The sequence below is a fragment of the Chryseobacterium mulctrae genome, assembly GCF_006175945.1.
Taxonomy (GTDB): domain Bacteria; phylum Bacteroidota; class Bacteroidia; order Flavobacteriales; family Weeksellaceae; genus Chryseobacterium; species Chryseobacterium mulctrae.
Window position 1 is genome coordinate 2,838,174 of record NZ_VAJL01000001.1, and the last position, 22,730, is coordinate 2,860,903.

At 34.0% G+C, this 22,730-nt stretch carries 24 protein-coding genes; 14 read left to right on the top strand and 10 right to left on the bottom strand.

The window, feature by feature from the left end; all coding sequences use genetic code 11:
- Positions 1-4: 4 nt before the first annotated feature.
- From FDY99_RS12990 to ruvB, 3 genes are all read right to left on the bottom strand, one after another.
- Complete coding sequence (locus FDY99_RS12990; protein ID WP_074232030.1) at positions 5-871, bottom strand: MBL fold metallo-hydrolase; 867 nt, start codon at positions 869-871, stop codon at positions 5-7.
- A gap of 339 nt (positions 872-1,210) precedes the next feature.
- On the bottom strand, positions 1,211-1,822 hold the full coding sequence (locus FDY99_RS12995) for an FMN-binding negative transcriptional regulator (protein WP_139422051.1): 612 nt from the start codon (positions 1,820-1,822) through the stop codon (positions 1,211-1,213).
- 191 nt (positions 1,823-2,013) lie between these two features.
- Complete coding sequence (gene ruvB / locus FDY99_RS13000) at positions 2,014-3,036, bottom strand: Holliday junction branch migration DNA helicase RuvB (RefSeq protein WP_074232027.1); 1,023 nt, start codon at positions 3,034-3,036, stop codon at positions 2,014-2,016.
- 287 nt (positions 3,037-3,323) lie between these two features.
- Here ruvB and hutI point away from each other — a divergent pair, with 287 nt between their 5' ends.
- The 4 genes from hutI to FDY99_RS13020 all read left to right on the top strand — a co-directional run bounded on the left by hutI (position 3,324) and on the right by FDY99_RS13020 (position 8,149).
- Positions 3,324-4,550 carry an imidazolonepropionase gene (gene hutI, locus FDY99_RS13005; protein ID WP_139422053.1) on the top strand — a complete coding sequence of 409 codons (1,227 nt, stop codon included), beginning with the start codon at positions 3,324-3,326 and terminating at the stop codon, positions 4,548-4,550.
- A gap of 1 nt (position 4,551) precedes the next feature.
- Positions 4,552-5,658, top strand: coding sequence for a DUF695 domain-containing protein (locus tag FDY99_RS13010; protein ID WP_139422055.1), 1,107 nt, complete (start codon positions 4,552-4,554; stop codon positions 5,656-5,658).
- 9 nt (positions 5,659-5,667) lie between these two features.
- Positions 5,668-6,582 (top strand): formimidoylglutamase, encoded by a 915-nt coding sequence (gene hutG, locus FDY99_RS13015; protein WP_139422057.1) that lies wholly within the window; start codon positions 5,668-5,670, stop codon positions 6,580-6,582.
- Between the two features lie 274 nt (positions 6,583-6,856).
- A complete protein-coding gene (locus FDY99_RS13020) occupies positions 6,857-8,149 on the top strand; it encodes an aldehyde dehydrogenase family protein (RefSeq protein ID WP_139422059.1) in 1,293 nt (430 codons plus the stop codon).
- Positions 8,150-8,205: 56 nt separating this feature from the next.
- Here the strand turns inward: FDY99_RS13020 and FDY99_RS13025 are convergent, their stop codons facing one another.
- Positions 8,206-8,589 (bottom strand): HU family DNA-binding protein, encoded by a 384-nt coding sequence (locus FDY99_RS13025; RefSeq protein ID WP_139422061.1) that lies wholly within the window; start codon positions 8,587-8,589, stop codon positions 8,206-8,208.
- A 239-nt stretch (positions 8,590-8,828) separates the two neighbouring features.
- Positions 8,829-9,230, bottom strand: a complete 402-nt coding sequence (locus FDY99_RS13030; protein ID WP_139422063.1) for a helix-turn-helix domain-containing protein — start codon at positions 9,228-9,230, stop codon at positions 8,829-8,831.
- Positions 9,231-9,404: 174 nt separating this feature from the next.
- On the opposite strand from FDY99_RS13030, the gene FDY99_RS13035 reads away from it, so the two are divergent.
- From FDY99_RS13035 to FDY99_RS13045, 4 genes are read left to right on the top strand one after another with little or no spacing between them, the layout of a single operon-like run.
- Positions 9,405-10,979, top strand: coding sequence for a hypothetical protein (locus FDY99_RS13035; protein WP_139422065.1), 1,575 nt, complete (start codon positions 9,405-9,407; stop codon positions 10,977-10,979).
- A gap of 12 nt (positions 10,980-10,991) precedes the next feature.
- Positions 10,992-11,558: a DUF6705 family protein gene (locus FDY99_RS13040; protein WP_139422067.1), complete on the top strand. Its 567-nt coding sequence runs from the start codon at positions 10,992-10,994 to the stop codon at positions 11,556-11,558.
- Positions 11,558-11,779 carry a hypothetical protein gene (locus tag FDY99_RS23000; protein WP_162304169.1) on the top strand — a complete coding sequence of 74 codons (222 nt, stop codon included), beginning with the start codon at positions 11,558-11,560 and terminating at the stop codon, positions 11,777-11,779. Before FDY99_RS13040 ends, FDY99_RS23000 begins: the two co-directional genes overlap by 1 nt.
- A 3-nt stretch (positions 11,780-11,782) precedes the next feature.
- Positions 11,783-12,292, top strand: a complete 510-nt coding sequence (locus tag FDY99_RS13045) for a hypothetical protein (protein WP_139422068.1) — start codon at positions 11,783-11,785, stop codon at positions 12,290-12,292.
- A gap of 114 nt (positions 12,293-12,406) precedes the next feature.
- On the opposite strand, the gene pyk is transcribed toward FDY99_RS13045, so the two are convergent.
- From pyk to FDY99_RS13070, 5 genes are read right to left on the bottom strand one after another with little or no spacing between them, the layout of a single operon-like run.
- On the bottom strand, positions 12,407-13,852 hold the full coding sequence (gene pyk / locus FDY99_RS13050; RefSeq protein ID WP_102981574.1) for a pyruvate kinase: 1,446 nt from the start codon (positions 13,850-13,852) through the stop codon (positions 12,407-12,409).
- Positions 13,845-14,318 carry an IPExxxVDY family protein gene (locus tag FDY99_RS13055; protein WP_139422070.1) on the bottom strand — a complete coding sequence of 158 codons (474 nt, stop codon included), beginning with the start codon at positions 14,316-14,318 and terminating at the stop codon, positions 13,845-13,847. The genes pyk and FDY99_RS13055 overlap by 8 nt, the downstream gene beginning before the upstream one ends.
- Positions 14,296-15,060, bottom strand: a complete 765-nt coding sequence (rnc, locus tag FDY99_RS13060; RefSeq protein WP_074232020.1) for a ribonuclease III — start codon at positions 15,058-15,060, stop codon at positions 14,296-14,298. Before rnc ends, FDY99_RS13055 begins: the two co-directional genes overlap by 23 nt.
- A 10-nt stretch (positions 15,061-15,070) precedes the next feature.
- A complete protein-coding gene (gene fabF, locus FDY99_RS13065; protein WP_074232019.1) occupies positions 15,071-16,315 on the bottom strand; it encodes a beta-ketoacyl-ACP synthase II in 1,245 nt (414 codons plus the stop codon).
- A 31-nt stretch (positions 16,316-16,346) separates the two neighbouring features.
- On the bottom strand, positions 16,347-16,586 hold the full coding sequence (locus tag FDY99_RS13070) for an acyl carrier protein (protein WP_002976354.1): 240 nt from the start codon (positions 16,584-16,586) through the stop codon (positions 16,347-16,349).
- A gap of 308 nt (positions 16,587-16,894) precedes the next feature.
- Here FDY99_RS13070 and FDY99_RS13075 point away from each other — a divergent pair, with 308 nt between their 5' ends.
- From FDY99_RS13075 to FDY99_RS13100, 6 genes are all read left to right on the top strand, one after another.
- On the top strand, positions 16,895-17,389 hold the full coding sequence (locus FDY99_RS13075) for a hypothetical protein (RefSeq protein ID WP_139422072.1): 495 nt from the start codon (positions 16,895-16,897) through the stop codon (positions 17,387-17,389).
- Positions 17,390-17,624: 235 nt separating this feature from the next.
- Positions 17,625-18,914: a site-specific integrase gene (locus FDY99_RS13080; RefSeq protein ID WP_139422074.1), complete on the top strand. Its 1,290-nt coding sequence runs from the start codon at positions 17,625-17,627 to the stop codon at positions 18,912-18,914.
- Between the two features lie 8 nt (positions 18,915-18,922).
- A complete protein-coding gene (locus tag FDY99_RS13085; RefSeq protein WP_139422075.1) occupies positions 18,923-19,954 on the top strand; it encodes a hypothetical protein in 1,032 nt (343 codons plus the stop codon).
- 176 nt (positions 19,955-20,130) lie between these two features.
- Positions 20,131-20,433 carry a DUF3853 family protein gene (locus tag FDY99_RS13090; RefSeq protein ID WP_139422078.1) on the top strand — a complete coding sequence of 101 codons (303 nt, stop codon included), beginning with the start codon at positions 20,131-20,133 and terminating at the stop codon, positions 20,431-20,433.
- Positions 20,430-21,467: an AAA family ATPase gene (locus tag FDY99_RS13095; RefSeq protein ID WP_228448792.1), complete on the top strand. Its 1,038-nt coding sequence runs from the start codon at positions 20,430-20,432 to the stop codon at positions 21,465-21,467. Before FDY99_RS13090 ends, FDY99_RS13095 begins: the two co-directional genes overlap by 4 nt.
- A gap of 168 nt (positions 21,468-21,635) precedes the next feature.
- A complete protein-coding gene (locus FDY99_RS13100) occupies positions 21,636-22,589 on the top strand; it encodes a toprim domain-containing protein (protein ID WP_139422080.1) in 954 nt (317 codons plus the stop codon).
- Positions 22,590-22,730: the final 141 nt, after the last annotated feature.

The window sequence follows — 22,730 nt, forward strand, 5'->3', positions numbered from 1 at the left end:
AATATTAATATCCAAAAACATCATTAAAACTGAAAGTCTCATCAAGACGAACTCCCTTTTCAGTCATTTTTAAACTTGCCAATTCGTTGTGTGCATCATGCTCAAAAAACAATAGATAATCATTGTCTACACATTGTTTTAGAAACTTTGCTTTTTCTTCTATCGTCAATAATGGTCTTGTATCATAGCCCATCACATAAACCTGAGGAATATGTCCTGCTGTAGGAATTAAATCGGCTGCAAAGACAATCGTTTTTTCCTGATACTGAATCACGGGTAGCATTTGCTTTTCTGTGTGACCGTCAACAAAGATGACATCCATTTTTAAGTCTGGTGCAAAGCCATAATTTCCGGTTGCGGGAAGTGGTAAAAAGTTCAGTTGTCCGCTTTCTTGAATAGGAAGAATATTTTCTTTTAAAAAACTTGCTTTTTCTCTCGCATTTGGCTCTGTTGCCCATTGCCAGTGATTTTCATTGGTCCAGAATTGTGCGTTTTTAAAAGCCGGTCTGTAACCAGATTTATCATCGTTCCATTCAATAGCACCACCGCAATGATCAAAATGAAGGTGAGTCAGGAAAACATCAGTGATATCCTCTTTTACAAAACCGTATTTTTTTAAATTATTATCTAAATTATCGTCACCCCAAAGCGAATAGTGACCGAAAAATTTGTCATCCTGCTTATTTCCGAGACCGCAGTCAATTAAAATTAATTTTTTTCCGTCTTCCACAAGAAGAGAGCGGGTTCCTAGTTCTATTAAATTTCTTTCGTCTGCAGGATTTGTTTTTTCCCACAAACTCTTTGGGACGACCCCAAACATGGCACCTCCGTCCAGTTTAAATTTTCCGCATTGGATAGGATATAATTTCATATAATATTTATTTTTTTAATGTATTGTTATCTTAATTATAATTCTTTACCATAAAAGTTGATACATGGTTTAAAACTATAAATTAATTTTCTTATTTTAAATAAACAAAGTTTATTTCTTATTTAAACATTAAGGGTTTAAGAATCTTTTTACTGTTCATTTAAGAATCAATAAATTGATTTTCATAAGTTGCATCGAATTCTTTAAATTTTAATTTCTTAATGTTTAAAATACAAAAAACTAAAAGTATTTTAAAATAAAATTTAGCTTTTATGAACTTTTGAATGACTGATTTTTCAAAACTAATATCTTTTGCATCTTTTGTGGTAAAAAATAACCTTATTTTTTCAATAGTTTCATTTTTTCAGCAATTTGCCTTCCGTTTTCATCATCTTTTTCAAGATTTAAAATAATATTTTCAAAATCATCTTCTTTTCTGTTTTGAGATAATTTTTGTTTAATGAAAATCTTTGTCGGAATGATTTTTAAACCAAAAGCACCTTTCATTTCCTTTTCTACAAACTCTTTTCCCATATCTTTCACCATCATCGGACATTGCTGAGATTTTTCGTATTTCGAAGTTAATTTGTCCAAGTGTTGATACAATTCATCATGATTCATCAACTCAATTTTTCCATAAATTTGTACCGCTTCATAATTCCATGTCGAAACATTGATGTGGTCGTACCAACTGCTCGAAATATAGGTGTGAGCTCCCAAAAAATCACAAAGAACTTCATCTCCGTTCGTCAGGGTTTTCGCTTGCGGATTTGCCCTTGAAATGTGAGTTTCAATATAAATATTTTCCGGATCATCTTCATTCAGCATCATCATAGAATGAGTCGCACGAATTTTATCCACCGAGGAAATTAATAAAGCAAAAGAATTTTCTCTGATGATTTCTTTCATCAAATCATAATCTTCACTTTTATATAATTTAGGAATAAACATATTGTTTTTTATTTTACAGCATAAACTTTTTTTAAGTTTAAAATTAACAAGTTCACAAAAATGAAAATCAAAGATTTTTAAAAACTTAAATGTTTTTATATTCAGTTTAATTAAACTTAAAGAACTAAAATGTTGAAATCTTTGTGACTTTTGCGGTTAAAAACTTTGAACATTAAACTCAAAACCCTAAACTAAAAAAGTTCTCCGGGATTTCTCGGTATCGCAATATTCAAATGTTTATAAGCCTTCTCGGTAACCTCTCTTCCTCTCGGAGTTCTGATGATAAATCCTTCCTGGATCAAAAATGGTTCATAAACTTCCTCCAATGTTTCTGGATTTTCTGCAATAGATGTTGCCAAAGCTGAAATTCCTACAGGTTTTCCTTTGAAATTTTCAATCATTACACGCATGATTTTATTATCCATCTCATCCAATCCAAATTCATCTACATTTAAAGAATTTAAAGCATATTTGGTAATTTCAATTTCAATTTCCCCATCTCCTTTAATTTCTGCAAAATCACGGACTCTTCTCAAAAGTGCATTGGCAATTCTCGGAGTTCCACGGCTTCTTCTTGCAATTTCAATGGCTGCATCTTCATAAATTTTCACCCCCAAAACTCTCGCACTTCGGATGATAATCATAGACAAAAGTTCAATGGTGTAATATTCCAATCTGCTTTGAATACCAAATCTTGCCAACATCGGTTTGGTCAACATTCCGCTTCTGGTTGTTGCTCCCACCAATGTAAAAGGATTTAGTCCGATCTGAACACTCCTTGCATTCGGACCGGTTTCCAGCATAATATCGATTTTGTAATCTTCCATTGCAGAATACAGATATTCTTCCACAACAGGCGAAAGACGATGAATTTCATCAATGAAAAGCACATCGTTTTCTTCCAGATTGGTTAGCAAACCAGCGAGACTTCCCGGTTTATCCAAAACAGGACCGGATGTGATTTTACAGCCTACACCAAGCTCATTCGCAATAATATTTGCCAAAGTTGTTTTTCCCAATCCGGGAGGACCGTGAAGCAAAACATGATCGAGCGCACCGCCACGTCTTTTGGCAGCGGTAACGAAAACTTCAAGATTTTCTAAGGTTTTTCGCTGTCCTGCGAAATCCTTAAAACTCTGCGGACGAATCTGCTCTTCCTGAATGAGCTCTTCGTGCGAATAATTGTCTTTATCTGGATGTAAAAAATCGGGCATTAATTCAGTTTCATTTACCGTAAAGATAGGAAAATTAGGTTAAGATTTAGATTAATTTCAGGCAGAGATTAAGGTTTAGGTTAAGATTGTACGCTCGACCTTTTATCATTTACAAGATTGATATATTTTAAGTAATTTTGAGAGAGAAAATTTTAAATATAAAAATTGCTTAGCTTATAATATCGTTTAGATTCATGCGGAATGACAAATTACACCTTCTTTTTGTCATTCCGTAGTAATCTAAGCAAAATATATTAAAAGAAAAGTTTAGCTTTTAAACCAAATAAATGAAACTTATAGGCCCTTTCAAACAAGTTGTAACACTTGCGAATCTTCCGTTAAGAGGAAAACTTTCTGATGAACAAATTGAAATTATCGTCGATGGCGGAATTTTAGTTAATGAAAATAAAATTCATGCAATCGGAAATTTTGAAACTTTAAAATCTGAAAATCAAAATATAGAAATCGAAACAATTGAAGGCGAACAAATCGTACTTCCTGCGTTTGTAGATTCTCACACTCATATTTGTTTTGGTGGAAACCGTGCTAATGATTTTGCGATGCGAAATGCAGGGAAAACCTATCTTGAAATTGCCGAAAGTGGCGGTGGAATCTGGAGTTCGGTACAACATACAAGAAACGCTTCAGAAGAAGAATTGCTGAAAACTTTATTAGAAAGAATTGATTTTTTAATTTCTCTTGGAATTACAACCATTGAAGTAAAAAGCGGTTACGGTTTGGATGTTGAAAACGAGCTGAAAATGCTTAGAATGATTAAAAAAGCACAGGAAAAGACTCAGGCAACTTTAGTTCCGACCTGTCTTTCAGCACATTTAAAGCCACGAGATTTTGAAGGAACTAACGAAGAATATTTAAATTATATTTTAACCGAAATTTTACCAAAAGTAAAAGAAGAAAACCTTGCAAAACGTGTTGATATTTTTATTGAGAAATCAGCATTCCAACCGGAAGAAAGTAAAGATTTCCTACTTAAAACTAAAGACTTAGGTTTCGAAATTACGGTTCATGCAGATCAGTTTACACCGGGAAGCTCTCGAATTGCCGTAGAAGTTGGCGCGAAATCTGCAGATCATTTAGAAGCTACAATCGATGAAGATATCGGCTTTTTGGCAAAGTCTGAAACCGTGGCAACCGCTTTACCGGGAGCTAGTTTAGGATTGGGTGAAAAGTTTACTCCAGCAAGAAAGTTATTGGATGCAGGAGCAATAGTTGCGATTGCAAGTGACTGGAATCCTGGTTCTGCACCGATGGGGAATTTAATTACGCAAGCTTCTATTTTAGCAACATTTGAAAAGTTAACAACCGCAGAAGTTTTAGCAGGAATGACTTTCCGTTCAGCTTTTGCTTTAGGTTTAGAAGACAGAGGAAGTTTAAAGGAAGGTTTAAAAGCAGATTTTGTAACCTATAAAACCAACAATTTCCAAAATGTTCTTTATAATCAAGGAAGCTTGAAGGTAGAGAATGTTTATATCGATGGGATTAAAGTAAAATAATATGGGAATTTTCGATAAATTTTTCAGTAAAAAAGAAGAGAAAGAAGCTGCCGAAATTAAAAATTATAAAAATTTTTGGGATTGGTTTCTTACTAAAGAAAAATATTTTTTTGATGTCGTAAAAAACCACGATAATATAGAAAATAACTTTTTTGATATTATTGCTCCAAAACTTAAAGAGTTAAACGGAGGATATTATTTTCTTGCGGGAATGAGCGATGATTCTACTGCAGAATTGATTCTAACGGTAGAAGGTGATATTAAAAATATAGCTTTTGCTGAAGAAATTATTGAGATGGCTCCCAAACTTGATCATTGGAAATTTACCGCTCTAAAACCGGAAATGAATCTCACAAGCGGAATTGAAATGGATGGCAGAAAATTTTCTGGTGAAAATATTTTCTTTTATGAGAATGAAGTCGAAGGTTATCCCGACGAAATCGACATCACATTTGTTTACGAAGGTTTAAACGAAGAAAATAAAGATGCTTTTATAACCGGAGTCTGTGTTTTTCTGGATAACTTTTTAGGCGAACTTAATTTTGCCACTCAAATCGATACTTTTAATGTCGTTGGAAAAGATAATGCTCAAAAAGATTTGGTGCCGGTTACGAAACTGAAAGATTTTTTATCGTGGCGCGAAAGAGAGTTTACAGAAAAGTATAAAAATGTGAAAAGCTTTAGCGAAGAAGATAAATTTTCTGTTTTTGAAGCGACTCTGCAAAACGGTTCTCCTCTTATTGCGACGATCAATACTTCTTTGTTAAACTACGATTCAAAAGCTTCGTATCCATGGATTTCTATTTTGAAAGTTCAGTATAATGGAGAAAATAATAATGGACTTCCCCAAAAAGAAGATTACGAAAAATTAAGCGATATCGAGGAACAGATTATTGAAGAATTGAAAATAGAAGATGGTCATCTATACATCGGAAGAGAAAATGCAGATAACATGAAAGAAAGTTATTTTGCAAGTAAAGATTTCAGGAAACCTTCAAAAGTTTTGAAGAAAGTAATGGATGATCACCCTGAATATAAAATGACACTTGAAATTTATAAAGACAAATATTGGCAGAGTTTTGAACGCTATAATGTAAATCAAAATTAAATTAAAATCATGATTTGGCAAGGAAGATTAGACGGTGAAGAACTACTTTATCACAGAATATTTCAGAGAGTAAAAGCAGAGAGTAATTACGATTTGATTTCAACTAACGATTTCGTTTTGCACGGATTTGCCGTTGACGAAGGCGTTCGCAGAAATAAAGGAAGACAGGGCGCAAAAGACGCTCCTGATGTTATTCGAAAAAATATGTCTAATTTTCCTGTGATTCGTCCTGATTTTTCACTTCTTGATTTTGGAAATATTACCTGTGAGGATGAAAATCTTGAAAATACGCAAAATGAACTGGCGAAAAATGTATCTAAAGTTTTATTAAAAGGAGGGAAATCGTTGGTTCTTGGCGGAGGTCATGAAGTTACTTTTGGTCATTACCGCGGTGTGAAAACCGCTTTTCAGGAGCAGAAAATCGGGATTATTAATTTTGATGCTCATTTTGATAACAGACAACCAGAAAATGGAGTAGGAGCAAGTTCTGGAACCGGTTTTTGGCAAATCGCTCAGGAAGGTGAGATCAATTCTTTACATATCGGAATTCAGAGAAATTCTAATACGTTAAAGCTTTTCGACACAGCTCATCAGTTTGGAATGAAATATATTCTGGCGGATGAATTGTTTTTCGAAAACCTTCCTTCGATCTATGAAAGAGTTAATGAATTGGCAGATTCGGTAGACTTTCTTTACATGACGATTTGTATGGATGTTTTTAATGCTTCCATTGCACCGGGAGTTTCTGCTTCGGCTTACAACGGAATTTTTGCAGATGCTGCATTTATGCATTTGTACAGACATATTCTTAGAAATGAAAAATTAATTGCTTTGGATATTGCAGAAGTAAATCCTGCTCTTGATATTCAGGATCATACCGGAAGATTGGCTGCGAGTCTGGCCAATGAATGGTTTATGATTTAGAATCTGTGGTCTCGCTGATTGAGCAAATTAAGCAGATTTTATAAATCAAACAAATCTGCTCAATCTCCGTAATTTGCGAGAGAATATTTTTAGTCATTATCAATTTAGTTTTATTGAATTAAATTTGAAATTCTTTTAGCTGTAATAAATACAATTCATAGAATTTATCATTAATTAAATACGATATAAGGAACAATATTTGTTGCCTTAAAAATGCTTAATCCAAAAGCAGAAGATTCGCGATTCTTGAATCTTTAAAAATGGAATTTTTAACATGGAAAATTTAATAGAAAACAAGCTGTTAAAAGCTGACCAGGCTTTTCAGGAATGGAAAAAAGTTCCGTTTGAAGAAAAGCAGAAACTTATTGCAAAAGCTGCTGAAATTTTTAAAAATAAAGCTGAGGTTTTTGGTGAATTAATTACTGACGAGATGAATAAGCCTATTTCTCAAGCCATTTCTGAGGTTGAGAAATCTGCTTTAATGATGAATTATTATGCGGATGCTGAAAATATTTTAAGCCCGGAAAAAATAGAATCTGAATATAAAATTTCAGAAATTCATTATGTTCCGAAAGGAGTAATTTTAGGAGTAATGCCATGGAATTTTCCGTTTTGGCAGGTTTTAAGATTTGCAACACCTGCAATTTTGGCAGGAAATACAGTCGTTTTAAAACATGCATCCATCTGTTTCGGAAGCGGAAATGCTATTGAAAAAGTTTTTATTGAAGCCGGTTTTCCTGAAGGAATTTTCCAAAATCTTGAAGTAGGGCATGGTGAAGTAAAAGAAATTTTAGAACATAAAACGATTAAAGGAGTAAGTCTTACCGGAAGTGAAAAAGCCGGAGCTGAAGTAGCTGCAACAGCCGGAAAAAATATTAAAAAATCTCTTCTGGAATTAGGCGGAAGTGATGCTTTCATTGTTTTGGAGGATTCTGATTTGGATGAAGCTGCAAAAGTGGGAGCTTTGGCCAGACTACAAAACTGCGGACAAACCTGTGTTGCTGCAAAAAGATTTATTATTCAGAGAGACGTAGAATTTGATTTTCTTCCGAAGTTTATTGAAGAATACAAAAAATTTGTTCCTGCTGATCCTAAATTAAAAGAAACAAAATTGGCCGGAATGGCAAGACCGGATTTGGCAGATGATCTTGAAAAGCAATACCAGAAAGCTTTAGATCATGGTGCAGAAGTTATTATTCCTCTTGAAAGAATTTCTGAAAACGAATTTATTCCGGGATTAATAAGAGTAGAAGAGGGAAATCCTGTTTTGCAGGAAGAATTATTCGGTCCTTTAGGAATGGTGATGATTGCTCATAATGATCAAGAAGTGTTAGAAATTGCCAATAATATTCCGTTTGGTTTATCAAACGCAGTCTGGACTAAAAATGAAGATCGCCAACAGTTTTTTATTGATAATTTAGAATCCGGAACGGTAAATATCAACAGAATGACAAGTTCTGATCCCCGTTTTCCATTCGGCGGAACCAAATCTTCAGGATATGGAACTGAGCTTTCTTTATTGGCTTTAAAAGAGTTTGTGACGGCGAAGACAATATTGGGAAAGTAACTTAAATTTTCTCATAATTATAAAAAAACCTCTGAAACTTTCAGAGGTTTTTCGTTTTATTCTTTCTTTTGAAAGGTAGCAAGCTTCAGCGCATCTTTAATCATCTTTCCCGGTCGGAAGATTGTTTTTACACTTTTGATGCTTGATGCATTTACTTCTTCAGCAGTGTCTTTGCCTTCGCTGGAACCTCCTGCCTGTAAGGTAAAATATTCTCCTACGTAAACAATCTTTCCGTCGGCTACATCATCGGCAATTTTAGAAAATGTACTTTCTAATACAGCGAGAATGTCGGCTTTGGATACGGTAGAAACTGTAGAAGCGTATTTGGCAAGATCTGAAAGAGTGGTCTCACCGTTGCCTACGATATCTGCATAGAATTTTTGTGTCGCATCAGGATCTTGGGGATTTCTTTTTTGAATAGCGTTGAATGTGATAGGCATTTTTTTTCATTTTTTAGTGTTAAACATTTGCTCATTTGTAATACTAAGGTACATTAAAAAAACAAACGAAATAACGCTTGTAGATAAACATCTACAAATGAAAATAATGGCTCTGAAAAATAAGACGTCTAACTTAAAAAAATAAGACGTCTCATTTGATTAAGTTAGACGTGTAACTTTACTAATTTACACGTCTAATTTTAAAAGGTAATTATTGTATTGTAAAAAAGGAATAAACATTATTTCTTTAAAAGACTTTCTATAAGTCTGTTCTGCGATTCTATAAGCTGTGTGATTTGCTGCTGCTGCAGGGTGATCTGCTCCTGGTTTTTTACAAGGCTTTCCAGCAACTCGGGAGGAGCCATATTGTTGATGGTAGGATAATACTGTTGTTGAACGGAGCTATTGTCATTAAATACAGGATTGTGATTAACAATATTCTGATCTTTTGTATCTAATAAATTATAAAGATCTATATTATAAATCTCAGAAATTCTAAGCAGGTTATCTGTAGTTGGCTTTGCCTGATCTGTTTCCCAAAGATGATAGGCAGGTTGGGAAACCCTCAACCTGTCGGCGATTTCCGCCTGTGACAAATTCTTGCTGTGTCTAAGATTTCTAAGTTTTACCCCTAAGCTCATTGTAATATTTTTTTCAAAAATACTAATCTTTTTACGATTATAAGATCACTTATTGATTTTATAAGTAAACTTATTAAAACTCTGCTTTACAATAATTACTTTTGAAAAATAGTAATTACATTATTGTAATTGCAAAATTATTTTTATATTTAACTCAATAAAAACCAAATCAGTATGAAAAAAAATCTATTACTCAGGCTTTGCCTGATTCTTTTGGTCTTTCTTACAATCTACGCCTGTAGAACAGATCATCTTCCCGAAAATGAAACAAAGTATAACAACATCTCAAAATTCCAGCTTACCTCGAAAAGGATTTCTTTGAATGAAAGCAAGCACAAAGAAAAGCTCATTGCCGAGCTTGATAAAGCTGAGACAAGTTTTAAGGCAATCTCTAAAACCAATGTCAACGGAAGGGTAATTGATTATGGAAACGGAGTTTTTATAGATACTGAAGATATTATCTATATAGAAAATGGACCTAATTACCATACCTACACTTTTAGAATTATAAGAAGTAATGCATCTGCAGATGCGCCTGTAGAGAATCTTCTATTGACTCCGCTTCCCGATGGCACTTATAAAGAATTTTTAGTACGTTATAATCTGACAGAGAGCGAGAAAATAAAAATCTTGAATAACGAATTTGTAGATACGAAAGATAAAACGGAAATCATTGAGCTATCTACAGGAAACGCTTCTAACATTTTTGGAAAATATCAATCTTGCTCTTATGAAACGGTAACTATAAATATATCTTGTGCATCGGGAGATCATATGCCGGGTCAAGGAGGATGTACTCTAACAGGAGACAATCGTGCTAAAAGCTATTCAATGGTAGCATTAGTTTGTCTTGATGTAGATGATGGTGATATTGGCGGTCCTATTCCGGGATCGGGCTCTAACGGCGGCGGCGGTGGACCATGTCCTGATTGTCCACCAGAACAACCTTCTGAACCCTGCACTGCACCGGAAGTTCCTACAGAACCATTGAACCCTTCTCTGAACCCTAGTATAGGTGGTGGATGTGGAAGCGGAATTCCTACGCAACCGAATTTACCTTTACCTGCTAATAATCCTTGCAAAAAAACAAAAGCTTTACTGGAAGATCCTGCTGTGAAATCAAAGATAGATTCTTTAGAAAAAAAATCTAAAACCATTGGTGAAAAAGCTTTTCTTTATATGAAAGATAATACTGCTTCGGAGATGATTGATGGTGGTGATCATGAGGTGAACATAACTCCTTACTCAGGTTATAAGGGGATATATCATAATCATACACCTGCTGGTACAAAAATGTTTTCGGTAGAAGATATTGTAACAATGTATAAAACTGTTGTAAAACAACTGGATGCAGTAATAGCAAAAGAAGCCTTTGTAGGAATGGTAGTGAATGAAAGCTGCAATTGTCCGCCGAATAATTTTTTCTATCACAACTATCTTTTACGCTTCAATGGTGATTTTTCTCAAACCGGAGCTATTGCTTACCTTAGTAAGGAGCAAAAAGATAAATTAGAGGATGACTATACTGCACTAAAAATGAAATTATTAGGGAATCCATCATTAAGAAATGGTCCCAGTCCAATTGCAGATCTTAATTCCCAGGGGTTGGAACAATTACTTTTCGGCATTCTTGCAAAGATGAATATTACTCCTGACCAAGTTGTCCTGCAAAAAATAGAAAAGAGTGGAAGTATAAGTAATATAAATTTAAACCCTGATGGTACTACGACCCCTGTACCATGCCCATAAATCAAAATAATTATGAAAAATATTAGAATTATTGCTATTTCTGTTGTTTTAATGAATTTTATTCATTGCAGAGCACAAACATATCCTTTAAATACGGATTATGAAAATATACCTTCATACTCATATATTAAAGATTTAAATAATGAGTTAAACTCATATATAGGCATATATAAAGCTATTTATCAGGGAAATGAAACAACTTTGTATATAACAAAAGTCGAACATATATTAAAGGAAAGAACTACCAAAACTTATTACATGGATGCTATAGTAGTACGATATACTGTAAAAAATTCATCAGGTACTGTTCTTCAGGATACCCAAAATAATCTTAATAATAAATTTTATAGTATAAGGACTTTTCCGCAGGAAAATATAGTTGCTTTATATTATCCTGGAACCAATTGTGGTGTAGGATATGGAACTGTTTATCTTTCTAAAATTAATCCCAACCAGATAAAATGGATCTATCGACCTGAAGGAAGGATATTTGTAAATAAAGATGAGGAATGCCCCGGAAATCCTGATACAAAAGTTTATCTACCAGTAACGGAGGATTTGATATTTACCAAGCAATAATGAAAAATATTAGAATATTAATTGCATCTGCTATCTTAATGAATTTTATTCATTGTAAAGCACAAACATACCCTTTAAATACCCGTATGAAAGATATGGTTTTACAAAGTCAAGGTGAAAGGAATTTTAATTTTGTTCAACTTTTTTCGCATATGAAAATTGAGAAAATAAAATTTATAGGAGTTAATGGATATAATAGTACAAATTGGGAGGGCAAATAAAAGATGAAAAAAATATTCTTATTTATTGTAATACTTAGCTTATTAACAAACTGTAGTGTTAGAAAAAAAACACTTGTACATTATATTTCTACACTTGAAAATATAAAGATACTTCCACCTACAAATGAAGAAGTGATTATAATTGAAAAGTTAGAACTTGATAAAAAAAAGTTTCTCGAAAAATGTCAAAAGAATGGCGGAAACTGTATTGATGATAATCCAAGGCAAGATGCACATTTTAAAAATGGTATAACAGCATTCAGAAAGACCATCTTCGAGCAGTTTCAAGTAAATTCAGAGTCAAAAAAGGGAGAAAATAAAATACTTGTTACTATTGGTAAAAAAGATAGTATTAAAAGTATAGTATTTTTAAAATATACAGATGAAGACAGCAAAAGGCAAATTGAGCAAATATTTAAGTCTAAAGAATTAAATCAATGGCGTTCTGCAATAAATCATCGGTTTCCTGTAAAAACACAATTCGAGATAAGTATTTTTATTGAAAAAAGATAATTGACTAATAATTTTACCATTGACGTATATAATCTTTCAGAAGGAAATGTAAAAGTCAAAATAAAAAACCTCCCGAAAATTTCGGGAGGTTTTTACTTATATCAAAAACAATAATTAAATCGTTGTTAATCTCAATGTATTTGTTTTTCCACCTTCGTAAGACGGCGTTGCATTGATGTTGATTACGAAATCACCGGTTTCAATATATCCGTGATTGTGCGTCAACATATTCACCTGAATAATGGTCTCATCCGTTGGTTTGTTCATATCGTAATAATAAGCACGAACTCCCCAAAGTAGATTAAGCATCGTAATTACTCTCTTATTTCCACTATAAACAATGATGTGAGAGTTTGGTCTGTGCGCCGATAATTGGAACGCTGTATAACCAGAACTTGTTAAAGTTACGATTGCAGCAACGTTGGTACTTTTTGCGATTCTTACCGCTGCAAGACAAATTCTGTTTGTAATAAAACGCTCGTCGATACAGTTGTAATCTTTTTCCAGTGGCTCATTTTTGTTCTGATAAAAAGAAGTCATTTCTATATTCTTCACAATTTTCGCCATATTTTCAACAACCTGAATAGGATATCTACCCACAGAAGTTTCTCCTGAAAGCATTACCGCATCGGCTCCGTCTAATACAGAGTTGGCAACGTCATTTACTTCAGCTCTTGTAGGCGTTAAGCTGTTAATCATTGTTTCCATCATTTGAGTGGCAATGATTACCGGTTTTGAGAAGAATCTAGCTCTTTCAACCAAGTTTTTCTGAATGGCAGGAACTTCTTCCATAGGAACTTCTACACCAAGATCTCCACGAGCAACCATTAAACCATCACATTCCAATAGAATTTCATCGATGTTCTTAACACCTTCTGGCTTTTCAATTTTAGCAATGATCGGCGTTTTGAATTTTCCGTTTGGATGATTTTTGATTAACTCTTTTAAGTCGATAATATCTTGAGCGTGACGAACGAATGATAAAGCGATCCAGTCAACCTCCATATCCATCATGAAATTGGCATCCTGAATATCTTTTTCTGTCAAAGCAGGAAGAGAAACGTTGGTATTCGGAAGGTTTACTCCTTTTTTAGAACTCAATGGTCCCCCTTGAATTGTTTTTGCTTTTACGGTGTCTATTTTGTTGGTTTCAATAACCTCCAACATTAGTTTTCCGTCATCAATAAGGATTCTTTCACCTACATTTACATCCTGAGGAAACTGTTGATAAGTCATATAAACTTTCGTAGAATCTCCTTCAATTTTTTCGTTTGTAAACGTAAGAATGTCTCCAGGATTAAGGTATGAACCTTCTTTTACAACACCTACTCTAAGTTTTGGACCCTGTAAATCCCCTAAAATACTTACGGAATAACCGTATTCTTTATTAAGGTCTCTGATGATATTTATATTGGAACGAACTAAATCATAGTCGGCATGAGAAAAGTTTATTCTAAAAACGTCAACACCCGCTCTCATCAATCCTAACATTACCTCCTTCGAAGATGAAGCAGGTCCTAGTGTTGCAATAATTTTTGTCTTCTTTAAATACTTATTCATAATACTGTATTATTTGATAGAGCTCTTCTTCAGAACTCAGATTGTAATCTTGAATAGGAAACACAAGATTTTCAGCCAGCAAAATTACGGAAAAATCAGGAAACTGTTCCGAACTGTGCAGAATATATTCTACTTCTGGATGATTATTTAATAAAAATTTAATGTTTTCTTCTTCTGCGAAGAGTTCAGTTTGTAATTTTTTTTGTTTACTTTCTGAAGATTTGTTGGAGATGAAGGTAAAACAGGTTCTTGTATACTTGTGATAAGCTTCAAACCTTGGGAAATGAAAATCATAATGAGACCCGTGATAGACAAGGTCTTTTATTCTTGAAAACTTTAAATCGTTGTTTTGATTGATTTTGAAAAAAAACTCGTGATCTGGTATGTGTTTGACTAATCTTACCAAAGCGATGGTAATATCTTCAAATTCTATATCATCAAGATCATAAAGTTTTTGGATTTCCAAGTATATTTTCTTTTTTATTTAAAATATAAAATGCTCTTTGTGCAGCTTTTTCTTCGGCTTTTTTCTTTGAAGTTTCTGTGGCATTCGAAATGTTTTCATTTCCCAGCCAAACATGGCATCGGAAGACGATCGATTTGTTTACCTGAATTTCTTCACAGGTTTCGTACTTTATATTGAGTTTCTTTTTCTGGCTCCATTCCAGCAAAAGACCTTTGTAGCTTACAATTTTATTTTCAAGCTTATTGATTTCTGTTGGCGTAAGCAGTCTATCCAGAACGATTTTTTTGCAAATTTCGTATTGGAAGTCTAAATAAACAGCACCAATTAATGCTTCAAAGAGATTTCCTGAAATGTTATCTCCTAAAGCAACAGCATGATTGTTTTTTTGTAAAAGATCGGTAAGCTTTAAATCTTCTCCTAATTTGTTAAGATTCTTTCTGTTTACAATTTTAGATTTCATCTGCGTCATGTATCCTTCATTAGCTTTAGGATAAGTTTGAAACAAATGACACGAAACAATTGTGCCCAAAACAGAATCTCCTAAAAACTCAAGCCTTTCGTAATTGCTTTCCTGATTTTTAGAAGAAGTTTTAATTGAAAAAGCCTCACGATAAAAGTTGACATTCTGAATCTCAATCCCTAAAATTTTATTTAGTTCTGTGCTCAGGAAATAGTCTCTTTCCGTAAGTTGTCTTTTTCTTTTTTTGATAAGGAATTTAGAAAAGTATTTCTGTAACTCCATTCAGTAATAATTAGATTTTTTTAAACAGAACACAAGCATTGTGCCCACCAAATCCAAAAGTATTACTCATGGCTACTTTTACATCTTTTTTTACAGCGTCATTAAATGTGAAATTTAATCTGCTGTCGATGTTCTCATCATCAGTAAAATGGTTGATTGTAGGAGGTACAATACCATGAATAATAGTTCCTAAAGCAGCAATTGCTTCAATAACTCCGGCTGCACCCAAAAGGTGACCCGTCATTGATTTTGTAGAATTAATCTGAATGTCGTAAGCATGCTCACCCAATAATCTTGAAATTGCGTTTGATTCTGCAATATCTCCTAATGGAGTAGATGTACCATGCATATTGATGTGATCTACTTCATCAGCAGTTAAACCTGCGTCTTCTAAGCAATTTTTCATTACTAAATAAGCTCCTAAACCTTCAGGATGCGGTGCCGTCATGTGATGTGCATCTGCACTCATACCGCCACCTAATAATTCTGCATAAATTGTTGCACCACGCTTCACAGCGTGTTCGTACTCTTCAAGAATAATAGAACCTGCACCTTCGCCCAAAACAAAACCATCTCTGTCTTTGTCGAACGGTCTTGATGCTGTAGTAGGATCGTCATTTCTTGTAGATAGTGCCATCATTGCATTAAATCCTCCAACACCACTTGCCGTAACGGCAGCTTCAGAGCCTCCGCAAACGATAACGTCTGCTTTGCCAAGCTGAATAAGCATTTTAGAATCAATTAATGCGTTTGCAGATGATGCACAAGCAGAAACTGTAGTATAATTGGGACCGTGGAAACCATATTCAATAGAAATATGTCCCGGTGTAATGTCCGCAATCATTTTTGGAATAAAGAAAGGGTTAAATCTTGGGATGTCTGTATTTGCCCAACCCAAAACTTCGGTTTCGAAAGTTTCTAAACCACCAATTCCTGATCCCCAAATCACTCCGACTCTGTTTTTATCAACATTGTCTTCCATGATTCTTGAATGGCTTACTGCTTCTCTTGCAGCAACCAGCCCAAGCTGAGTGTTTCTATCCATTTTTTTAGCTTCTTTCTTATCGAAATGGTCTAATGGATTGAAGTTTTTCACCTCGCAAGCGAACTTGGTTTTAAAGTTTGTGGCATCAAAAAGAGTAATAGGAGCGGCACCGCTCTTGCCTTTTACAAGACTTTCCCAGTATTCATTCGCATTATTACCGACGGGTGTTATTGCGCCAAAACCAGTTACAACTACTCTTTTTAATTCCATAAACTTTGTAAATTTTCTTTGTTGAAGAATATTATTTATTTACTACTTCTTCTATATAAGCGATAGCGTGCCCTACAGTAGTAATTTTTTCAGCTTGGTCATCAGGGATTTGAATGTTAAATTCTTTTTCAAATTCCATGATTAACTCAACTGTATCTAGTGAGTCTGCTCCTAAATCATTTGTGAAGCTAGCCTCAGGAGTTACTTCTGTTTCTTCAACGTCAAGCTTATCAGCGATGATAGCTTTTACTCTTGATGCAATGTCTGACATAGTAAATTATTTTTTTTATTGTTAGATGGTGCAAATATATAAAATTCTTTACGATAAAACATTTTTTTAACCTTTTTTGTCGGTAGACTGATGATAATTTATTATATTTTGCGGTAGTGTTTTCGTAATCAGTGTTTTATAGTTCCTTTGTTTTTTATTGAGTTTTAAAAATATCTTTAACCTCCCTTCTTGTATATTTATGTATAATCAATTTATTCATTCTGGTTATTTTGATTGATTTTAAAATAGCTTTACTACTAAAAAGCATTGATTCTATATTTTATATTTGCGTTTTAAAATTAATACCAATGTCAACTGCTTCTCATATGCTGGTTCCGATGACGGATTTTGTAATTGAATACTATTCGCATGAAGGATATGCAGATCTTCATACCCTTAAGGTCATGAATAATTATGCTAATTTTCTTAAGATGCTTTTGTCGCTGGAAATGTTTGTGCCAACAGATCAGCTTGGTAATATTTTGAAGGAACCCAAAAATTATTCAGATTGGAAATCGCTCTCTCATAATAATGAGTTGGATGAAAATGATTCTCCTTCGATGCTTGATGAATATAAATATTACAATAAAGCCGAAAGCAAGTGTTTGTTTGATGGCTTTGAAGTTGCGTACAATGGTTTTTCTGTTGTGAGAATTGTAGCGACTTACAATAAAGATATTGAATTGTCCTTCAATAAGGTTGAAGGCAAATTTCAGCATTACATTACTATAGAATCTCTTCTTAATTTTGATGCTGTATTTCTTTCAAAAACAGCGTTAAAAAAGATAGGTTTAAAGACTTAAATTTAAATTATTGAAATAAATAAAAAACAGAAGCATTTTAAATGTTTCTGTTTTTTTATTTTTAGTGGAGTTGGAGGCTCTTTCTCCTGAACTCTTTTAGATAATCATAAAGTGTCAAAGTATTGATAATTAGCTATTAATGTATTTTGTTGTTATGATAAACTATCACAGATAATCTTTGTGTATATCATTAATTGGGTGTAAATTTGGGTGTCGATTTATAAGTTTTACACTCATGAATATCAAACGAAATATAGTTTTTGCACTTGAAAAAAGAAAAAAAGACGGTGTCTCTGTGGTTGAGAATGTCCCCATCCGTATGCGTGTTATTTACCATAATAAAAGGATAGAGTTTACAACAGGTCACCGTATCGATGTTTCCAAATGGGATGAAAGTAAGCAACGTGTTAAAAATGGTTGTACAAACAAAATTAAGCAAAGCGCAGCCGAAATCAATTCAGACCTTTTAAAATACTATTCGGATATTCAGGATATCTTCAAAGAATTTGAAGTAAATGACATCATTCCTAATCCCGAACAACTTAAAGCAGCATTCAATAATCGACAGAATAAGGATTTACCTAATAGTCTTGATTTAGAATCCCAGATACTTTCGTTAATGGATAAATTTGACGAATTCGTACGGGAATGTGGAATACACAACAATTGGACAGAGGCTACTTATGAGAAATTAGCTGCAACTAAAAAACATTTAGCAGCCTTTGACAAAAATCTTTCATTTGAAGCTTTAGATGAAGGTAAGTTGACACAATATGTACACTATCTCCGTGATAAGAAAGGTTTTCGAAATAGTACAATCGGTAAGCAGATAGGATTTCTAAAATGGTTTCTTCGCTGGAGCAAAAAGAAAGGATACACGTCTAATTTTGCCTTTGAATTATTTAAACCAAAATTGAAGACCACTCAAAAGAAGGTTATATTTTTGACCTGGGCAGAGCTTACAAAATTGAGGGAGTACAAAATTCCCGAAACAAAAAAATACATGGAGAGAGTTCGTGATGTTTTTTTATTCCAATGTTTTACGGGGCTTAGGTATTCCGATGTATTCAATTTGAGGCGTAGTGACGTAAAAGAGAACCACATCGAAATTACCACTGTCAAAACTGCGGATAGCTTAATTATCGAGCTGAACAACCACAGCAAGGCAATACTGGACAAATATAAAGAAGTTCATTTTGAATATGATAAGGTTCTTCCTGTCATCACCAATCAGAAGATGAACGATTATCTAAAAGAGCTGGCAGAATTGGCAGAAATTGAAGAGCCTGTGAGAGAGGTCTACTATAAAGGAAACAAGCGAATCGATGAAGTGACTCCAAAGCATGCTCTTTTGGGAACTCACGCAGGAAGGAGGACATTTATCTGTAATGCTCTTTCATTAGGAATTCCTGCGCAGGTGGTAATGAAATGGACGGGACATAGTGATTATAAGGCGATGAAACCTTATATTGATATTGCCGACGAAATCAAGGCCAGTGCAATGGACAAATTCAATCAATTATAATTTGACAAATGGAAGAAAATAAAACTCAAGGTTCTCTATATCAAATTATGGATATATTGCCTAAATACACAAAAATAAACGAAATATATCAAAATGTACTGGAAGACAAAGTATTGCATTTTGATGAACAACAGCAAATTGTTACTTTTTTTAAACAATTCAGAAGTCTTGAAAATTTTGAAAAGGCAGTTCTAGATTTCATCACTTCCAAAGACAAGGAAAAGCAGCTACAGTTTTTTTCGATATTGCGAAAAGTGATAAAAAAGAATATCGAAAAGTATAACAACAATAGAAATTCTTTAGATAGTATAGATACATTTGAAATTTGCTGGGATAGAACCAATTCCATTGAATCCAAAATAAAAGTTCAAGAAAAACATACCAATAATCAGTATATAGAATTAAGAGATACAAAAAATTCTTTGGAATCAGCAAGTTGGAAAGGTGATGAAGAGAGAGTTGGAGAACTTGAAAAAAAAGTAAACAAATTTTCCAATTTATATAAAATCGAACAAGAAAAACTTGATGAACTTTATCGGGAAAAAGAAAAATTGCGTCAAGAATCCCTAAAGTTTGCCGATAATGTTTTTGGAAAGATTTGCGAATTGGAAAGTTCTTTTCTTTTGGTCTTAAATAATTATTTTTTCGATGAAATAAGTTCAAATTCAGAACCAAAACAGAAAGAATATTTTGGTATGCAATTAATATCATCAATACATAAAGAATGTAATGGGGTACAATTTGAGAATTTGAATGTTATAGATTTTTATAATATTCTCAATTTGCAACCAACAATTGCTAAACTGATAATTAGGAATCGTGAAAAAGAGCGAACGTATCATTTAATTTCAAAACTTTATGATTGTATTCAATCTGATGAAAATAAAGAATGGAGAACAGTCTTACTCGATCAATTAGGAATTAAATGGGAAATCTACAATTCTAAATATAAAACCGTATCCGTAAGTTCTGAAGAAGGCAATAGGAAAAATAAAGAATTTAAAGATGTTATTGGGTCAATATTCAATAATATTTCTTGATATTCCATAAGCGACCACTTTTACCACTTAAAATATTTTAATACTCATTGATTATCAATGATATAAATTTAAGGAATCCACCTCCTTACCACCTTTTTCCCGTCATAGATTTGCAATGTGTTCGAACAATAACGCCGAAGTACAAGGCTTGTTTAACAATAACATTGTAAAAAAATATGAACCTAAACGAACTTAAGCAGAAACCTCTCTGGCAAATGACAGGCGAAGAATTTCTCTATCTTCAGAAGACCGACGGGCATAAAGATGCTCAACCAGTTCCTCTCAATAATTCTACAAGAAAACACGTTTACGGAATCGCCGGAATCGCACGCCTATTCGGGTGCAGTATTCCCACAGCCAACCGTATAAAGCAAAATGGAAAGATAGATAAGGCCGTCACACAGATAGGTCGTAAAATCATCGTGGATGCAGAGTTGGCATTAGAACTAGCCGGACGTAAAACAGGAGGAAGGAAATGATGATGGATAACAATAAAGATATAAGGAGTCTCTGGCATTCGTCAAGGCTTTTGATTACCGATAAATTTGAATATCCGCCTGTGGTCATCCGTATTGATGAATCTGTTGTAGGAACACTTGGTAATTTTTCCGCTACCGTTGGAAAAGCCAAAAGCAGAAAGACCTTTAGTGTTACGGCGATGACCGCAGCTGCTCTGGTCTGTCGTCTGATGCTCAATTACAATGCAGCAATGCCGGATGATAAGAGGAAAATCATTTACTTCGACACTGAACAAAGTCCGTATCACAGTCAGAAGGTATTGTCAAGGATAATTGAACTTTCGGGAATGAGCAAGGAGATTCAGCCCGAGAATCTTGAATTTGTCTGTCTGAGAAGATTCAATCCACCAACCCGTATTCAGATTATCGAAGAAGCGATCAAAAGTACAGCTTCATTGGGGTTGGTCATTATCGATGGAATCAGGGATCTGGTGTTTGATATCAATTCCCCGAATGAATCTACCGAGATTATTTCCAAACTGATGATTTGGACAGAAGTCTATCAGTTGCATATTCACACTGTTTTACACGTCAATAAAACGGATGATAATGCGAGAGGACATTTGGGAACGGAACTGCTGAATAAAGCCGAGAGCATACTACAAGTGGTAAGGGATGAAAAAGACCCGAATATCTCTATTGTAAAACCGATGAGCATTCGTGATGTTGAGTTTGAGCCTTTTGCCTTCAGGATTGACAATGACGGTCTGCCTGAATCGGTGGATGACTATCATATACAAACAGGTCAAAGTAAAGGATTCGATTATCACGAGATTTCGGAACAGATACATCGGGAAGCACTATCGCTCGTTTTCAAAGACCAAAAATTACTTTCCTACGGAGAATTGATCTCAAAGCTCATAGAATCCTATTCTCATTTCGGATATGATTTCGGAACCAATAAGGCTAAAAAATTGAAGGTCTTTTGTCAAAACAAAACGATGATATTCAAAGAAGGGAGGTCTTATAAATTCAACCCCAACTTTTACTACTGAGTCCAAAATTATTCAATGGTCTATTGGTTTAGTCTGGTTTACTAATATATATTAGTAAACCAGACTAAACCATTCATCGAACCCCCATAACGCAATACTGATTTTTTCTTTTCTTTCAACAGCAATTTTGCTGTTGAAAGAAAAGAATACCCCATAAATCCAAAATAAATGAATACAAAGACAGCAAAAAATATAAGGATTATCGATTTCCTGAATGCTTTAGGATATCAGCCTCAAAGAACTGTTCGGGACAACCATTTTTACCTCTCTCCCTTGAGAACAGAAAAAACGGCATCGATGAAAGTTGATAACAAACTCAATCTATGGTACGACCATGGCTCTGCCCAAGGTGGAACCATCATAGACCTTGTTATTGCCATGCAAAAAGCAAGAACTGTTTCTGATGCACTCACTTTCCTGAAAGACTTGAATCTAAAAACAGATTCTATTTTTAATGACAAGAGAGAGAAAATAGGAAATCAAATGACCACAAGACAATCCAGTATCAACATTGAAATAATACGATCTCTTCAGAATTCAAAATTGTTGCACTATTTACAGGAGCGTAAAATCAATGTTGATACTACTCGGAAATATCTACAAGAGATTCATTATTCCGTAGATGACAGGAAATATAAAGCAGTGGGATGGCTTAGTAATAGCAATGGCTATCATCTTCGTTCCGAATTTTTCAAAGGCTGTACTTCTCAGGATATTTCGGTAATTAAAGGTGCAGATTCAAATCGGCAAAGTAAAATATGCATGGTCTACGAAGGAATGTTTGATTTCCTCTCCCATCTTACCTTAAAAAATAAAAAAGAGTTTAAAGTAGATTGTGTTATCCTGAATTCCCTTTCCAATCTCAATAAAGCTGTGGAATGGATAAGACAAAACAAACTAACACCAAGTTTGCTATTAGATAATGACACAGCAGGACAAAAAGCTACTTCGAAATTGTTAGAAGAATTTCCGGAAGCGGAGGATTTTTCAATGACCTACTCTGACCACAAAGACCTGAACGATTATCACAAAAGCAAAAGTGGTCTGAAAAATAGTTTGTCTAAGGATATTGATGAGAGTAGAAATCCTGAACAGACAAATACCTACAGAAGAAAAAGATGACGGTTGAAAGATCGGCTTTTGATAAAAAGCCATAGCTTATTAGGGCTTTTTCTTAACGCTCCGTTGCACTCCACTAAAAAAGCCCCAATAAGCCAAGGGGGAAAATCCCCCTTTGGAAACCCCAAATTATTTAACAATTAG

Coding starts and splice junctions, on each gene's coding strand:
- FDY99_RS12990 (WP_074232030.1), bottom strand. CDS start 871: ATGAAATTATATCCTATCCAATGCGGAAAATTTAAACTGGACGGAGGT.
- FDY99_RS12995 (WP_139422051.1), bottom strand. CDS start 1,822: ATGTTTATTCCTAAATTATATAAAAGTGAAGATTATGATTTGATGAAA.
- ruvB (WP_074232027.1), bottom strand. CDS start 3,036: ATGCCCGATTTTTTACATCCAGATAAAGACAATTATTCGCACGAAGAG.
- hutI (WP_139422053.1), top strand. CDS start 3,324: ATGAAACTTATAGGCCCTTTCAAACAAGTTGTAACACTTGCGAATCTT.
- FDY99_RS13010 (WP_139422055.1), top strand. CDS start 4,552: ATGGGAATTTTCGATAAATTTTTCAGTAAAAAAGAAGAGAAAGAAGCT.
- hutG (WP_139422057.1), top strand. CDS start 5,668: ATGATTTGGCAAGGAAGATTAGACGGTGAAGAACTACTTTATCACAGA.
- FDY99_RS13020 (WP_139422059.1), top strand. CDS start 6,857: ATGGAAAATTTAATAGAAAACAAGCTGTTAAAAGCTGACCAGGCTTTT.
- FDY99_RS13025 (WP_139422061.1), bottom strand. CDS start 8,589: ATGCCTATCACATTCAACGCTATTCAAAAAAGAAATCCCCAAGATCCT.
- FDY99_RS13030 (WP_139422063.1), bottom strand. CDS start 9,230: ATGAGCTTAGGGGTAAAACTTAGAAATCTTAGACACAGCAAGAATTTG.
- FDY99_RS13035 (WP_139422065.1), top strand. CDS start 9,405: ATGAAAAAAAATCTATTACTCAGGCTTTGCCTGATTCTTTTGGTCTTT.
- FDY99_RS13040 (WP_139422067.1), top strand. CDS start 10,992: ATGAAAAATATTAGAATTATTGCTATTTCTGTTGTTTTAATGAATTTT.
- FDY99_RS23000 (WP_162304169.1), top strand. CDS start 11,558: ATGAAAAATATTAGAATATTAATTGCATCTGCTATCTTAATGAATTTT.
- FDY99_RS13045 (WP_139422068.1), top strand. CDS start 11,783: ATGAAAAAAATATTCTTATTTATTGTAATACTTAGCTTATTAACAAAC.
- pyk (WP_102981574.1), bottom strand. CDS start 13,852: ATGAATAAGTATTTAAAGAAGACAAAAATTATTGCAACACTAGGACCT.
- rnc (WP_074232020.1), bottom strand. CDS start 15,060: ATGGAGTTACAGAAATACTTTTCTAAATTCCTTATCAAAAAAAGAAAA.
- fabF (WP_074232019.1), bottom strand. CDS start 16,315: ATGGAATTAAAAAGAGTAGTTGTAACTGGTTTTGGCGCAATAACACCC.
- FDY99_RS13070 (WP_002976354.1), bottom strand. CDS start 16,586: ATGTCAGACATTGCATCAAGAGTAAAAGCTATCATCGCTGATAAGCTT.
- FDY99_RS13075 (WP_139422072.1), top strand. CDS start 16,895: ATGTCAACTGCTTCTCATATGCTGGTTCCGATGACGGATTTTGTAATT.
- FDY99_RS13080 (WP_139422074.1), top strand. CDS start 17,625: ATGAATATCAAACGAAATATAGTTTTTGCACTTGAAAAAAGAAAAAAA.
- FDY99_RS13085 (WP_139422075.1), top strand. CDS start 18,923: ATGGAAGAAAATAAAACTCAAGGTTCTCTATATCAAATTATGGATATA.
- FDY99_RS13090 (WP_139422078.1), top strand. CDS start 20,131: ATGAACCTAAACGAACTTAAGCAGAAACCTCTCTGGCAAATGACAGGC.
- FDY99_RS13095 (WP_228448792.1), top strand. CDS start 20,430: ATGATGATGGATAACAATAAAGATATAAGGAGTCTCTGGCATTCGTCA.
- FDY99_RS13100 (WP_139422080.1), top strand. CDS start 21,636: ATGAATACAAAGACAGCAAAAAATATAAGGATTATCGATTTCCTGAAT.